Annotated in this window: 14 protein-coding genes; 7 read left to right on the top strand and 7 right to left on the bottom strand. The window is 43.0% G+C overall.

The window, feature by feature from the left end:
- Positions 1 to 296: 296 nt before the first annotated feature.
- Positions 297 to 2,732, bottom strand: coding sequence for a phenylalanine--tRNA ligase subunit beta (pheT, locus tag PN470_RS08230; protein ID WP_271938830.1), 2,436 nt, complete (start codon positions 2,730 to 2,732; stop codon positions 297 to 299).
- Between the two features lie 204 nt (positions 2,733 to 2,936).
- Here pheT and PN470_RS08225 point away from each other — a divergent pair, with 204 nt between their 5' ends.
- The 4 genes from PN470_RS08225 to PN470_RS08210 all read left to right on the top strand — a co-directional run bounded on the left by PN470_RS08225 (position 2,937) and on the right by PN470_RS08210 (position 6,370).
- Positions 2,937 to 4,055: an AAA family ATPase gene (locus PN470_RS08225; RefSeq protein ID WP_016514931.1), complete on the top strand. Its 1,119-nt coding sequence runs from the start codon at positions 2,937 to 2,939 to the stop codon at positions 4,053 to 4,055.
- Positions 4,056 to 4,057: 2 nt separating this feature from the next.
- Positions 4,058 to 4,834, top strand: coding sequence for a DUF3226 domain-containing protein (locus PN470_RS08220; RefSeq protein WP_103112079.1), 777 nt, complete (start codon positions 4,058 to 4,060; stop codon positions 4,832 to 4,834).
- A gap of 96 nt (positions 4,835 to 4,930) precedes the next feature.
- Complete coding sequence (locus PN470_RS08215) at positions 4,931 to 5,563, top strand: 2OG-Fe(II) oxygenase (protein WP_271938834.1); 633 nt, start codon at positions 4,931 to 4,933, stop codon at positions 5,561 to 5,563.
- A gap of 27 nt (positions 5,564 to 5,590) precedes the next feature.
- Entirely contained in the window at positions 5,591 to 6,370 is a 780-nt protein-coding gene (locus tag PN470_RS08210; protein ID WP_185238015.1) for an ABC transporter ATP-binding protein, read from the top strand.
- Positions 6,371 to 6,657: 287 nt separating this feature from the next.
- On the opposite strand, the gene PN470_RS08205 is transcribed toward PN470_RS08210, so the two are convergent.
- The 6 genes from PN470_RS08205 to PN470_RS08180 all read right to left on the bottom strand — a co-directional run bounded on the left by PN470_RS08205 (position 6,658) and on the right by PN470_RS08180 (position 10,564).
- Positions 6,658 to 7,023: a hypothetical protein gene (locus PN470_RS08205; protein WP_002783503.1), complete on the bottom strand. Its 366-nt coding sequence runs from the start codon at positions 7,021 to 7,023 to the stop codon at positions 6,658 to 6,660.
- Between the two features lie 134 nt (positions 7,024 to 7,157).
- Positions 7,158 to 7,487, bottom strand: a complete 330-nt coding sequence (locus PN470_RS08200; RefSeq protein WP_002737427.1) for a helix-turn-helix domain-containing protein — start codon at positions 7,485 to 7,487, stop codon at positions 7,158 to 7,160.
- Between the two features lie 27 nt (positions 7,488 to 7,514).
- On the bottom strand, positions 7,515 to 7,868 hold the full coding sequence (locus PN470_RS08195; protein ID WP_002783506.1) for a type II toxin-antitoxin system RelE/ParE family toxin: 354 nt from the start codon (positions 7,866 to 7,868) through the stop codon (positions 7,515 to 7,517).
- Positions 7,862 to 8,113: a GUN4 domain-containing protein gene (locus PN470_RS08190; RefSeq protein ID WP_080600705.1), complete on the bottom strand. Its 252-nt coding sequence runs from the start codon at positions 8,111 to 8,113 to the stop codon at positions 7,862 to 7,864. Before PN470_RS08190 ends, PN470_RS08195 begins: the two co-directional genes overlap by 7 nt.
- Before the next feature lie 189 nt (positions 8,114 to 8,302).
- Positions 8,303 to 10,060, bottom strand: a complete 1,758-nt coding sequence (locus PN470_RS08185; protein ID WP_272104270.1) for an SUMF1/EgtB/PvdO family nonheme iron enzyme — start codon at positions 10,058 to 10,060, stop codon at positions 8,303 to 8,305.
- Between the two features lie 267 nt (positions 10,061 to 10,327).
- Positions 10,328 to 10,564 carry a type II toxin-antitoxin system HicB family antitoxin gene (locus PN470_RS08180; protein ID WP_272104268.1) on the bottom strand — a complete coding sequence of 79 codons (237 nt, stop codon included), beginning with the start codon at positions 10,562 to 10,564 and terminating at the stop codon, positions 10,328 to 10,330.
- Between the two features lie 187 nt (positions 10,565 to 10,751).
- Here PN470_RS08180 and PN470_RS08175 point away from each other — a divergent pair, with 187 nt between their 5' ends.
- The 3 genes from PN470_RS08175 (at position 10,752) to PN470_RS08165 (ending at position 13,472) form a co-directional block, all read left to right on the top strand.
- On the top strand, positions 10,752 to 11,399 hold the full coding sequence (locus PN470_RS08175) for a DUF3386 domain-containing protein (protein ID WP_272104265.1): 648 nt from the start codon (positions 10,752 to 10,754) through the stop codon (positions 11,397 to 11,399).
- Positions 11,400 to 11,694: 295 nt separating this feature from the next.
- Entirely contained in the window at positions 11,695 to 11,931 is a 237-nt protein-coding gene (locus PN470_RS08170; RefSeq protein WP_002735229.1) for a NifU family protein, read from the top strand.
- Between the two features lie 452 nt (positions 11,932 to 12,383).
- Positions 12,384 to 13,472: an isocitrate/isopropylmalate family dehydrogenase gene (locus PN470_RS08165; protein WP_271935336.1), complete on the top strand. Its 1,089-nt coding sequence runs from the start codon at positions 12,384 to 12,386 to the stop codon at positions 13,470 to 13,472.
- Positions 13,473 to 13,559 lie beyond the last annotated feature (87 nt).

The following is a 13,559-nucleotide window of genomic DNA, read 5'->3' as shown; positions in this document are numbered from 1 at the left end:
TGTAATTCTTGGGCTGCCCATTTCTCCATTTTTTTGCTTACCTCCACCTTAATTCCTTCTTTCAAAACTATACCTATCAATCGTTTCCCCTTTTTTTAAGTTTCTTCTCTTTTTGTTAAGAAAGATCTGACTAATGGATAGCTTGATAAGGGGGGTGCCGATCCCCCCTGCCCCCCTTGATAAGGGGGGTGCCGGTAGGCGGGGGGATCCCTCTTGATAAGGGGGGCATCTGATAATTTTTAACGCCTACCTACTTATAAAGTCGATGTCTGATAACTGATAATTGATCGCTGAATTTAACTTCTTAAAGAAACTTGGAACTGTTTAACTAAAGCTTCTCGCACTTTTGTCATTAAGGGTTCCACATCTTCATCGGTTAAAGTTCGATCGCTGGCACGATAGACTAAACTAAAGGCCAAACTACAATGATTTTCTGGCACATTCTGCCCCTGATAGCGATCGAATAATTCGACTTTTTCTAAAAGAGTTCCCCCAGCATTTTTGATAGTTTTTGTCAATCTATCTACGGGTATATCTGTGGAAACAAAGAAGGCGATATCTCGCGCTGCCCCCGGATAGGTAGAATAGACCTGTAAACGCGGGGTAATTTTGGCACTATCGCTAAGAGTTGCTAACAGGATCGGGAACCGGATTTCAAAGGCATAAACTGCCTCAATTAATCCCTTTTGCTGACGCAATTGCGGGTGTAGTTGACCAAAAATTCCTAGTCGTTGTTTGCCAATCCATAAAGAGGCTGTTCGTCCGGGATGAAAACGCGCATCTTCGGCATATTTTTCGTAGCTTACTGTCAGCGAAAGGCGATCAAATACTGCTTCTAAAATGCCTTTTGCTTCATACCAAGTCATGGCCACCTCTTTACCCGATCGCAGCCAACGTCCGGCCGGGAAGAAATCACCGCCAAAAATACCAGCAATTGCATCGTATTCGTTGATATTATCCGATTCTAAGCGAAAAACTCGCCCGATCTCGAAGCCATTTAAGGAACCGTTACCCTGAGACTGATTATACTCAAACGCTTCGATTAAACCGTCTAGGAGATTAGTCCGCAAAGCAGAATACTCGACAAAAAGGGGATTAGCGAGGACAACTTCCGCTAATTCCGGTTTAACGAGGGAATACTGGACTAATTCCGTCAAACCGACTGCGCGAAAAGCTTCCCGCAGCCGACGCTGTATAGTTTCCTCAAAGGATAATCCTCCGGCTGCGGTTTTTGCCGGCAAAGTATCGACAAAGCGATCATATCCGTACAGTCGCGCTACTTCTTCAATTAAGTCAATTTCCCGTTCTAAATCCCGATAACGGTAGTCTGGCACTGTCACAGTCCACAGAACAGGATTTTTCGAGGTTAACTGCAATTCACAGCCCAAATTACCTAAAATCCGCTCCACATCTTCGGCGAGAATTTCACCGATCGCACCATCATCTAGGGTAACTTGACCCAGTAGCTGCTGCAAACGTTCTAAACGCAATTCGATCGAACGACTGGACTGATCGGCACGATAATCAGCTTTAACCTGACTGCTGACAGTTCCCCCAGCTAACTCTAGAATCAAATCGATCGCCCTTTGACAAGCATATTCCAAAGCGGCGGGATTAACACCGCGTTCATAGCGTCCGGAAGATTCGCTGCGTAAACCCTGCGCTTTTGAGGAACGACGGATGGCGATCGGATCGAATAAAGCCGACTCTAGCACAAGATTAACGGTTTCCTCGTTAACTTCCGTATCTTGACCTCCCATCACCCCCGCTAAAGCTACCGGCTTATTATTGGCAGTAATTAATAAATTAAGCTCTTTTAAGCTTCTTTCCTGACCATCAAGGGTAATGATTTTTTCCCCTTCCTCGGCAAAACGGACCCCAATAGTAACGGATTTACCTCCGGCAAAACTCTGTAAACGATCGCGATCGAAAGCGTGTAAGGGTTGTCCCCACTCCAAAAGTACATAATTAGTAATATCGACCACATTATTGATCGATCGCAATCCGGCAGCCTGTAAACGCTGTTGCAACCATAGCGGAGATGGGCCAATTTTTACCCCCTCGATCACCGTACCAATATAAGCAGGACAGGCTGTATTTTCTGATATTTCCAGCGTTAAATCTTTTTTAGGGGAAAATTCCCCTAATTTCACTTTTGGTAGGCTTAATTCTCCTCCTGTCAAAGCCGCCACTTCTCGCGCGACTCCGATCATACTCAAAGCATCGGCACGGTTAGCGGTGGGAGAAATATCTAAAATCACCTCATCGAGTCCTAAAAGGGGACGAACATCTGTACCTAAAGAGAGATTTTCCTGGCTAAAAATGTGGATTCCTTCAGAATCTTTAGTTAATCCTAATTCTGCGAGGGAACAGATCATCCCTTCCGATTTTACCCCGCGCAATTTAGCCGGTTTAATCGTTAAATTGATTTTTGGTAAATGAGTTCCCAAAGTAGCCACAGGAACTAGAATATCAGCCCTAGCATTGGACGCACCACAGACAATTGTACTAAGATTTTCCTGACCGATATCCACCTGACAGACACTTAGTTTATCTGCATTGGGATGGGGTTGACGATCGATAATTTTACCAATAACCACACCCTTTGCCCATTCTCGGCGATCCTCGATCTCTTCCACTTCTATTCCCGCAATTGTCAATAATTCGGCTAATTCTTGGGGAGATTGGACAATTTTGACTAATTCTCGTAACCAGTTGATCGAAATCCGCATCGTTAATTCTTGCTTGCCGTTGGTTCTTAACTATTGTAAACGGTGGGTTGTCACCGCGACTGGGTTGACAGGAAAATGATTGCTACTCAAAAAAAGAGCCACAAATGAGTTATAATACAAGGGTTTTATCGTAAAAATTGCAAATTTTATCTTTGATCCTAGCTATTTCAGTTATTATCGGCAATATTGTAGGAGCCAGTAAAAATGACTCGGCTTTTTGAAAGTTTACGAATCAGTGGTTATCGTGGTTTTGAACAAATAGAACTGTCTTCTCTAGGACAGGTGAACATTTTTGTCGGTAATAATAATTCTGGCAAAACTAGCATTCTCGAAGCTGTTTCAATTGTTTGTAATCCCCTCGATCCCTTTCAGTGGCTAGAAGTGGCCCAACGTCGATTATACTTAGGCAGAATATCTTTAATGCGACCGGATTTGGAAGCAATTAAATGGGTTTTCTTTCGTCAGAATAATCTTGCTAGTAACGCATCCTATCAAGGACAAATTTCGATCAAGTGTACTGGAAATTCACCGATTAAAAATCTAGCGGCTAATCTCACCGATATTTACGGTGCGAGCAACGAAAAAGACAACCCAGAAAAGTTCAATGATGATTCCACCAATTCGGAAACCGATCTGGTTATCAATGGGTTAGAATTAAGTGTTACCGCCCATATTTTAGAGCAAGGCAGTCTGTTTGGGACAGATAAGGAACAAGTATTTCAGTTTTGGGAAAAAGAGCGTTTTATTCAAAGGAAACGACAAAAAATACTGGTGGAAAATGCCACCATATTTCCTGCTTATTTGTCCTCGGAACCAATTCTAGATAGACTATCCAAAATCATCCTAAAGGAAGAAAATAACAAAGATGACATCCTAGATTTAATTCGGTTATTTGACGAGGAAATTACCGACATACAAATACTTTCACCCAACAATAAACCAACTCTTTATATAGAACATAAACAGCTTGGTTTTGCTCCTCTCTATGTGTTTGGTGACGGATTTAAAAGAACCTTAGTTATGGTGCTTAGTTTGTTGACAATTACCGATGGGGTACTTCTAATTGATGAAATCGAGACATCTATTCATATTTCTGCCTTAAGTCGTGTATTTTCTTGGTTAATTAATACCTGTAATCAAAGAAGAATTCAACTTTTTGTAACTACCCATAGTTTAGAAGCAGTTGATGCCATGCTACAGTCAGAAAAGTCCATAGAAAACGTGGTAGCTTTTCGGTTAAATTCTCCAAGGGAAAAACCTCAAAGATTTTCGGGCGATTTATTGCATAGATTGCGTTGGGAACGCGGGTTAGATGTGAGGTAAAGATGGTGAGATACTGCTATATTGTTGTCGAAGGTCCCCAGGATGTCGAATTCTTAATTGGTTTACTTAAATTTTATGGCTTAAAGCGAGTTATTCATTTATCTTCATTGGATAAATTTTGGGAAACACTTATCCCGAAAGCTTATCCACTAGACGATGATTTAACCAAACGAGTACCAGTACCATCTTTTGTTCAAAATGAGCAACTATCAATCGCTTTACATAGTTCTATCGGCATTACACGCATAGCGCAAACCATCGAAGAAAGTCTCAATTTTATTCAACCTTCACAGCTTTTTAGTGTGGGAATTTTTTTAGATGCTGATGATAATGAAACCCCCCAAGAAAGGTTCAATAAACTAATTGTTTGCTTATCATCTCTTGATTTGTCAAACTTACGAATGCCTGCCCTACTTGGCGAAGTTACCCATTATTATCCTCGCTGTGGTATTTTCATTGCTCCTAACAATCGTGAACAAGGAACTTTAGAAGATATTCTCCTCGAGTGTGCTAAGATAAATTATACTGATTTACTCAATCTTTCTCAAACCTACATAGGAAGTATTGACAGGAATCAGTTAACTAAAAATGATCTCAAAGATATTGAGAAACCAGCAGGTGAAAAGAAAGCAATTATATCCAGTATTAGTAGTATATTAAGACCGGGTAAAGCCCTACAAGTTTCCCTACAAGATAATCGATGGCTAGATAAGCAAACCCTAGAATTAGAGAGCATCAAGCTTATTAAAAATTTCCTTGAGCAAATTATTGGACTTTGAGAAAAAAAAGCTAATTGAATAGCTGCTATCGAAATTATCCCCATCTCTCTAGGAACAAGCTATCATAAAGATTGCCATACCGTTGCGATTCTATCCGTGCCTTACTATTCCCAATATCCCGACGCTTTCACTCCCAGTTATCTGAGCGAACTACAAGGACAGATTCTCGCTTGTCCCCACTTCACAGTTAACAATTTAAATCGAGATTTCGTTAAAACCAAAGGCTTTTCTATCGCTTTTCGACGCACACAAATCAGCGAAGTCGCACGAATGTTTCCCTATTTTAAACCCTATCTTGATCGCAGTTTACAAGCTGACTGCAACGCTTTTTATCTTAATCCCTTACTCCTACAAACTGGTTCACGCGTCGATCCCCATATCGATCGCTCCCTGCGCTCCTATTGTAAAACAATCGATCCTCCGCTCCTAGTTAGCGTCCTTTATGTGCAGGTTCCTAGGGATATTCAAGGGGGGGAATTGGTACTAGCAACAGGCAATCGTTCCGTGGCCAAGATTCGTCCTTGTGCTAACACCCTGATCCTCTTTCAAGGAGATCTCACCCATTCAGTTAATCCCGTTAGCTGTTCTGGTATTCGTCTGAGTCTTGTCTGCGAACAATATCGTTTAGATGCCGAAGAATTGCGAGAGATTCCCGAAATGCAGATAGAATCGCGAACCATAAAACCAGAAAAGAAAAAAAAGAAAGATCGGGTCGTTGCCCTACAATAAAAGGGGATTTTTGTAAAGATATTCTAGATGGTGATGCGCGAACCGATCGTCGAATTAAGGGGAGTGACTAAAGCTTTCGGCAAGAAAGTAATCTTAAATAACGTCGATCTGAAAGTGTACGAAGGGGAAGCGATCGGCGTGATCGGTCCGTCCGGGACGGGAAAATCGACGATTTTACGCTTAGTCGCCGGATTGCTGGCCCCCGATCGAGGAGAAGTGTACATCTACGGCACAAAACGCCAGAGAACCGTAGAACAGGGGGAAGATCCCCTCGGTGTTGGTCTAGTTTTCCAACAATCGGCCCTTTTTGACTCCCTCACCGTCGGGGAAAATGTCGGTTTTGCTCTCTATCGCAACTCAAAGCTAAAACGAGCCGAAATTCGCGATTTAGTGGAAGAAAAACTCGATTTAGTGGGTATGTCTGGTTCCTACGACCTCTATCCCTCTGAAATATCCGGAGGGATGCGAAAACGCGTCAGTTTAGCCAGAGCAATTATCAGCGATCCCTCGATCGCCGCCGATCGAGCGAACATTCTCCTTTACGATGAACCCACTGCCGGACTGGATCCAGTTGCTTCTACCCGCATCCAGACGGTAATTATGGAACTTCTCAAGGTAAAAAAAGCCTGTGGGGCCCATCTTATTGTCACCCACGTCCACAGCACCATCGAAAATACCACCGATCGCATCGTTTTTCTCTATAAAGGTCAATTTCAATGGGTTGGACCGACTCAAGAGGCTTATCACTCCGAAATCCCCGTACTCAAGCAATTTTTTACCGGCAGTATCGACGGACCAATTCAGTAAACTGCCAATTGAGGGAAGTGGGGTGTGGGGTGTAGGGTGTAGTTATTTATCCTCTTAGCGGCAAAATTAGCCTCTATTCTTCGTTTATTGACATTAGGATGAAACTTTGAACAGATAGCACAAGCTTTAGAATTAGAGATCGAACAGGTTAGACAAGCAACTCAAAGGGAATAGGAAAAGTTCAAAGCGATCGCATTTTAATAATGGTTTCCCAATCTCGATCGCTATCAATCAACAGTAAATTATTCTCGGAACTTTGATAAATTAATATAATTTCTGGGGCCTATCTATTTAGCCATCGAGGTGGCTACATTAGGACTATTAGGGTTAATATCAATAGTCCGGGTTGCGGGAATAACGATTAAGTCTAAATCTTCCATTGGGATAGCACCAAGCAATACTTGATCCCCCATCACCAAAGCACCGACGAAACCGACGCGGTTTTTGAAACGAATTTCGATCGGCCCAACGTAGGGAACCAGTTGACGGGAACCATCGGCTAAAATTACCTCCTTGCGATCGATTTCAGTTAATTTTAACTGAATTTGAATATGTGCAGGAATGCAGAGATGCAAGGCTCCCGTATCAGCCAAAGCTGCGGTTTCTAGAGGCGATAGGGAACGATCAACGGGGTTACTAAGTTGAATATTCATGATGACTTTTGTAAGGTTAAGGGTTAAGTCCAGTGTCCTGTTTCTTTTTACTACAAGGATTAGCTAAAATAGGTTAGTTGAGGTGCGTTACATTAACATTAACGCATCTTACGAGATCGGCGATCGCGCTTAGATTAGGATTGATTTCGATACATGACCTGGATACTTAAACTAGAGTTTGCTAAGGCTTGGGGAGTTACTAAGATTTCTATCTTCTGACCTAATGCTACTAGAAAGTCAAACATCTGCTCAAGAGAAAATTTTTGCAATCTGCCATTTTTTAAGTTAGAAATTTTAGCCTCGTCAATCCCCAAAATTTGACTGACCTCCTGCTCGCTTAATTCTTGTTCAGTAATCAGATCGTAAATCACTGAAGCCAGCTTGACTTTAGCGAGTTTTTCTTCTGCATTAGCAAAGCCTAAGTCTTCAAAAATGTTTCCCGAACTAATAGTATATTCTGTCATAATTATTTATCTCCTTTTTGTTATTTATTATTGCTCTTTTGCGATCTCCTGTGCTTTTTTTAGGCGTTCTTTGATTAGATTAACATTTTGTTTTGGTGTTTTAATCCCCGATTTTGATTTTTTCTGAAAGGCATGGAGAATAAAAATAGCATTGCTTAGTTTGATGGCATAAACTGTTCTATAGGTATCGGTTTGATAATCGCTGACTATTTCAAAAACACCATTAAAGCCCTTTAAGGCTTTGATGTTAGGATGATTCTGATTGTTCTGAACACGATAAAGAATATAGCCAACTTCATCAATAACCTCTTCAGGAAATTCTAATAGCTCCTTTTTTGATGCTCCAATCCAGATAACAGTTTTCAGTTGTTTATCTACCATTTTTTTGAAAAAATGTGAAAAATACAAATAAGGAAATGAGCTTTGGGAGCATTCTTGTTAAAGATTAGGTCAGAGTAAGACAAGCAATTTTCTCCTTTTTTCCAGCCGATGTGATCGCCGAACTTTTTCCACACTTCACTATTATATTCTCTCGTGTCACGGAGACTCTCATAGATTTCTTTCTGGACGCTGAAGCCAAATTTGCCGTTACTGTAGTGCGGACAACATGAAGCGCTAAAGCGCAACTACGAACCTTAACTCAAACTACAAATTATCCTAAATCCCTTGAGTAACCCACAGAAAACCGGTTTCTCCGAGAAACCCGTTTTCTACTCATGCTACCTCAATTTTCTCAAAAAAAAAATCGACCCGCCGCTAGGCGGGAAAAAGAGAAAAAGAGAAAAAGGGTAAGAAGGGTAAAAAGAAAATAAGGGTTACAGAGTCCTCCCAGCACCGCACACCACCCGAAAACCGAGGTTGCCGTCGTCGTCGCGGCGGTCGTAGGGGCTGCGGAAAGCGGAACGGCAGTAATTCGGATTGACGCACCAAGAACCGCCCCGCACTGGAGAACAATTATCATTACCATTTTTTATCCAAGCACTGCCATCCGTCGGCGCTCCGATATAGTTATCGTGCGAATTGTCTTCGCACCACTCCCAAACATTGCCACTCATGTCATAGAGTCCCCAAGCATTGGGCTTTTTCTGGCCCACAGGATGAGTTGTCTCCTGAGAATTTCCGTCATACCAAGCGTAATCTCCTAACTGATTGGCATCATCACCGAAATAATAGCGAGTAGTAGTCCCCGCACGACAAGCATATTCCCATTCCGCTTCTGTCGGTAGGCGATAGGTTTTCCCGGTTATTCGACTCAATTTCCGACAAAAGGCTTGAGCATCGTTCCAATTAACCTGTTCTACCGGATTTTGGGGATTGTTTTTAAAGTGAGAGGGATTGGTTCCCATTACCGCTTGATATTGTGCCTGAGTCACTGGATATTTCCCAATCGCAAAACTGTTGACGTTAACTTGGCGTGGAGGCTTTTCAGACTTGTCAGCATCGGGATCACTGTCAGGAGATCCCATGAGAAATTGACCTGCTGGTAAGTTCACCATCTCCAGTGTTACTCCGTTGGGTAGGTTTTCGGTAAATGAAGTTTGAGGAATAGGAGAGTCACCGACAACGGAGGTGGTAAAATTCCCGACTCTCTCGATTACATGGTTGTTGATGCGTTGAATGGCGGTTTCCAGTTCGATTTCCTCATCGGGGATTTCCACGTCTGTCCATTGCCATCCTTCCTGCTCGGCTCGCTCTAATGCGATCGCTAAACGGTCGCGCTTTTCTTCGCTGGTGACGAGGAAATTGAGCAAACTAGCCGATAGATTCTCGTTTTTGCGGAAAGATACGGCCGATTCGGAACTAAGAATGTTCTGGACGAGGGATTCCACTTCGCTGACACTGCGGGAAAGTTCCCCGTCAATGGTCACTACTCGATCGATTAAGCCTTGAAACTGCCCGATAATTGGTTTTAGGTATTGTTCTAGATTAATGGCTACTTTGGCCATTTCGATCGCTTCTTTTTCCAGACTATCTAACTCCAGCTGCAACTGATACACTTGTTTGTACCCGTTCAACTCGCCGATCATTTTCGAGAAAACCTGTTTTTGTGTATCCTGATCTTCAGCTAATTTCTGGATACTTTCGCTGATTAAGTCGATTTTCTTGAGCATGAGCAAGCTGGCGCGACCAACGAGAATCACGGTGCGGAAAATCTGCTGTTTCTGTAGTCTCAGAGTATCTCGCAGTTCAGCCGAGCCGATGCTATTCTCCAAAGATTGGCGTTTTCGCTCTGTTTCTGCCAATTTCTGGCATTTAACCGCCACTGCCTCCTTGATTTCCTCGGTCAGTGACTGGAAAAACCGCCGGTATTCATCCTTATGGTCGGTGAGAAATCTGATTAACTGGTTATAGTCCCCGACTAATCTTTCCAATTCTTGAAAAGTTTCCTCGAAATTGAGGGGTTCTTCTTTTTTCCTCAATCCTAACCATGTATTGCGAACCCGTTTTCCGGTTTTAATCAGTTGCTGTCTTTCTTGAATCTGATCCTGCAAAACCAATAAATCGGGGCGATTTAGTTGGGGAAGTTGATAGGTTTTCCGATAAAGCTTGATTTTCGCCGTTTCTTCTGCCATCGCCGTGATCGCTGAGGGTGAGTTTTTTCTATTTTAGCCCGATTTTTGATCAGCTAAGACGCATTTTAACCGCCTATCCTTAAACCCCCCCGATGTTGGTAGGGTTGATTAATAGTAGGGTTGATTAATAGTAGGGTTGATTAATAGTAGGGTTGATTCATGAATCAACCCTACCCCAATGTCGGAGGGGGGTTGCCTCTTACCTCGTCTCAACAAGCAATTTAAATTAAGAACAGCATAATGTCTTTGCCGGATAGTTGTTTCAGCTTAGGCATATTCTGGCTGTAACTCAAATATAATCTGTAGAGAAGGTTTGGCAACTAGACCGAACTCCCTGGGGTCTTCTCCCTCTAAATGCAGTAAAATGGCTTCTTGGAGATTATTAACCACCTCATCTAAGGTATTTCCCTGGGTGACAATCGAAATTTCCACGCCTTCACCTACATATCCTTGTTGTTCACCAGAACGAATAATTGCGGTCACTTTTGGACTTAATTTTGTCATAATTGCTCATGTTTATTTTTTGCTTATTTAGATTTATGGCAATCGAGCAAGGGACTGGTCATTGACCCATTCTAACTGACTTTTCCCTAAGCTGTGGAATTCATCTAGTTTTCTAGAAATCTCGGCCAGAGGCGAAAAAATCAGCGACAATGATATAAATGGAGTTATCAACACAAGTAAAGCGATTATGACTGTAGCCACGACGAACGCCCGAGATATTTTCCGCTCCGCCTACGAAAACCGTTACACTTGGGATGAAGGATTCCCCGGTTACACTGCTGATATTATCCTCACCCAAGGGGAGGAAGTCCATACGGGCAAAATTCAAGTTAATGCCGATTATAGTGTGGAAGTAACGGGCATTGATGACGAGAAAGTGCAAGAAAGTATCTATAATCAAATGCGCGACATCGTTACTCACCGTAAAAGAGGCAATTTTGAGGTTTCCCACGGCAAAAACCAGTTTAATTTCGGGCAAGATGATCCCACCGGTGCAGTAGAAATTCTTGTCACCGGCGATGCGATGGGGTCTAATTATAAAGTCCGCGGCCAGGAAATCTGTCAAGTCAGTCGAGTCATGGGACCGATGGCTTTTACTATTAATACCGAGGAAAGTCTCGATACGGGAGAAGGTTATATTTCTATTCGCTATAATGCCATTTTCCGCAATGCCAAAACCGATGAATTAAAGGGAAAACGTGACTTTAAGGAAACCTACGAAAAAATCGGTAATTATTATTTACCCTCCTGTCAAGTGATTAACGCAATCGATGTCGGTGGCGAAAAATCCACCACAGAATTTACTTTTATCAATCTACAGCTTTTAGAATCTTAAGGGTTATTCCCGCCCAAAAAGCGTTAGGATTGAAGTAACTAAGTAGGTGGGTGTTAAAAATTGTCGGATCCCCCCGCCTATCGGCACCCCCCTTATCAAGGGGGGCAGGGGGGATCAAACCCTCCTTATCAAGGGTAGATCCCCCCGCCTATCGGCACCCCCCTTATCAAGGGGGGCAGGGGGGATCAAACCCCCCTTATCAAGGGGGGCAGGGGGGATCAAAGACAAAATCTATCTTCAATTTAATTGAAACCACTTACTTACACTCTCATAAATCTCTGACCAGAAGCTGATTATGTCTTTAACACTGACTCCCAATAACGTCGAACAAGTTTTAGATGAAATGCGCCCCTACCTGATGGCGGATGGTGGTAACGTGGAATTAGTCGAAATCGACGGGCCAGTCGTCAAACTGCGTCTTCAAGGCGCTTGCGGTTCCTGTCCCAGTTCCACCATGACCCTAAAAATGGGCATCGAACGTCGTCTCCGGGAAGTGATTCCCGAAATTGCCGAAGTTGAACAAGCTTTCTAAATCTTGGGTTAATTAATTCTCACCACCGCCCGATTGCTAATTTAATTAGCGATCGGGCATAATATTAATTATATATTTTCTTCTAAGTGGCTAGGTGTTAAAAACTTTCAGATACCCCCCTTATTAAGGGTAGATCCCCCCGCCTATCGGCACCCCCCTTATCAAAGGGGGGATTAAGGGGGGATCCCCCCTTATCAAGGGGGCAGGGGGGATCAAACCCCCCTTATCAAGGGGGGCAGGGGGGATCAAACCCCCCTTATCAAGGGGGGCAAAAGGCAAAAGGGAGAATAAATAATCGGTTTTTAATAACCAGATTTGTTATTATATATCTTTTTCTACAAGATTGATAAAATTACAGAATTAATTAAGGTAAAAAGTATCTTTTTTAGCCGATTAACCAGCCAATTCAGCATTAACATATACTTGAAAATTTTTATTAAAACTCAAAAACTATGACAGAAAATATCCCCACCATTGTGGTCATGCACGGCGACCAAACTGGAGAAGAACTATTACTAGAAGCCCTGAGAGTATTACAACCTTCGATAATTCGTCAACCGCTTAACTTTGCCGATTTTGATCTTAGTTTAGCCCAGCGTCGCCAGAGTAACAATCAAGTGGTTCATGAGGCCGCCGAAGCGACTCTAAAAACCGGATTAGCACTCAAAGCTGCCACCATTACCCCAGAAATTAAAGGAGATGTGGGCAGTCCCAACGCTATTTTAAGAGAAGCAATGAATTCTCAGGTAATTCTCCGCATCGGTCGCCGTATCCCCGGCATTCGTCCGATTGGGGGCGTTTATTCTCCCATTGCCATTGTCCGCATGGCCGTTGATGATGCCTACGGGGCCAAAGAATGGCGAGAAACCACTGCCACCGGCGATGAAATTGCCTATCGCACCTCGCGCATTTCTAGGGCTACCAGTCGCGCTGTGGCCGAGTTTACCTTTCAACAGGCCAAAAAAACCGGGGCGCGGGTATTTGGCGGACCAAAATTCACCGTTAGTGCCACCTACGAAGGGATGTTTAAAGAGGAATTAGACGCGGCGGCCCGAAGACATCCGGAAGTGCGTTATCAACCCCTGTTAATTGACGCAACTTTTGCTCTACTTTTACAAACCGACGGCGAAGCTTTGGTGATTCCAGCACTTAATCGCGATGGCGATTTATTATCCGATTTTGTCTTGCAACTCTATGGCAGTATTGCTGGGGCCGAAAGTTTAGTTTTGGGATTTGATGAGGAGACCTTAGCAGTTAAAACCATTATGGCAGAAGCTCCCCACGGCACAGCCCCCGCTTTAGAGGGCAAAAATATCGCTAATCCCATGGCGATGATTTTAGCCTCGGCAGCTTTGTTAGGTTATATCGAAACTAACGAAGCGCGTAAAGCTTCCAGGGCAATTTATGAAAGTGTCTTTGAAACTATTCACGAGGGCAAAAAAACCCCCGATTTAGGGGGCCAAATGACCATGATTGAGTTTACCGATGAGGTGATTCGTCGCGTGGTCAGTAAGTTAGAAGTTTGGTCTGCTTTGGGGTAAACGAACTCATCTGATTGCTCTCTTAAAGGAGTTTGAAGAAAGGGTAATCCCAAAAAATAAGAATTGTTGCAAAAGCCTTGCTTTTGT

The sequence above is a fragment of the Microcystis sp. CS-574 genome (assembly GCF_028329095.1).
Classification (GTDB): Bacteria; Cyanobacteriota; Cyanobacteriia; order Cyanobacteriales; family Microcystaceae; genus Microcystis; species Microcystis ichthyoblabe_A.
This window is presented reverse-complemented; position numbering and strand designations above follow the sequence as displayed.